Here is a 555-nt window from a genome sequence, read left to right as displayed (position 1 = left end):
CTCCAATGTCCGCAGAAGCGACAGTAGTTCGTAGCTACATCGACTGGATGGTAAGTGTACCTTGGACTAAGCGTTCTAAAGTGAAGAAAAATCTCGCGAAAGCGGAAGAGATTTTGAACGAAGATCATTATGGTCTAGAGCGTGTGAAAGAGCGTATTCTGGAGTACTTGGCAGTTCAAAACCGCATTAACAAGCTAAAAGGTCCAATCCTTTGTCTTGTTGGTCCTCCAGGCGTGGGTAAAACATCGCTTGGCCGCTCAATTGCATCTGCTACTGGCCGTAAATACGTACGTATGGCCCTAGGTGGCGTGCGTGATGAAGCGGAGATTCGAGGCCACCGTCGTACTTACATTGGTTCATTGCCAGGTAAGCTGATTCAGAAAATGTCGAAAGTTGGTGTGAAAAACCCTCTCTTCCTTCTGGATGAAATCGACAAGATGTCTTCAGACATGCGTGGCGATCCATCTTCAGCACTGCTTGAAGTTCTAGACCCAGAACAAAACAACGCGTTTAACGACCATTACCTAGAGGTAGATTACGATCTATCTGACGTTA

1 protein-coding gene is annotated in these 555 nt (G+C 46.3%); it reads left to right on the top strand.

The features are described from left to right. A partial coding sequence (locus tag R7Z77_RS27650; protein WP_318137346.1) for an AAA family ATPase occupies positions 1-555 on the top strand: 555 nt, incomplete at both ends.

The organism is Vibrio sp. 1401, assembly GCF_033340295.1.
This window is presented reverse-complemented; position numbering and strand designations above follow the sequence as displayed.